The organism is Citrobacter sp. TBCS-15 (assembly GCF_005280815.1).
GTDB classification, from domain to species: Bacteria; Pseudomonadota; Gammaproteobacteria; order Enterobacterales; family Enterobacteriaceae; genus Citrobacter; species Citrobacter werkmanii.
The window spans coordinates 1-382 of record NZ_SZWK01000144.1; the positions used below are offsets into that span (position 1 = coordinate 1).

Genomic DNA, 382 nt, shown 5'->3' on the forward strand with positions numbered 1-382 from the left:
CAATTTACCTTGTTCCAGCTTAGTTTGAATACTAGCTAGAGCATTGTCTAAAATACTTGTATCCTCATTGATATAAAAAGGACTAATCAGCCTTACTAATTCTTCTGGCTTATATTCTTTTTTATCGTTAGCAAAGAGTAAGTCTAACAGTTCGCCTGTGTTGCTATCAAATATAGGGTACAAGTCAATATAACGAGTTGTAAGCAACTTTTTAATTACTTTCTGCCAAAACTCCATGCTATTACGTTCGCCCTTAGAACTCCAGTTTAGAACCTCATCTAAATCAGAACCGGCCATACTAATCAAAGTATCAGAACCAACATCAGATTTTTTGTACTTAACATGATTAAATTCTACTTTTGTTATTTCATTAGCAATTTTA

At 32.7% G+C, this 382-nt stretch carries 1 protein-coding gene; it reads right to left on the reverse strand.

The features are described from left to right. Positions 1-382: hypothetical protein (locus FDW96_RS12400; RefSeq protein ID WP_212732881.1), on the reverse strand; the 382-nt coding region annotated here is incomplete at both ends.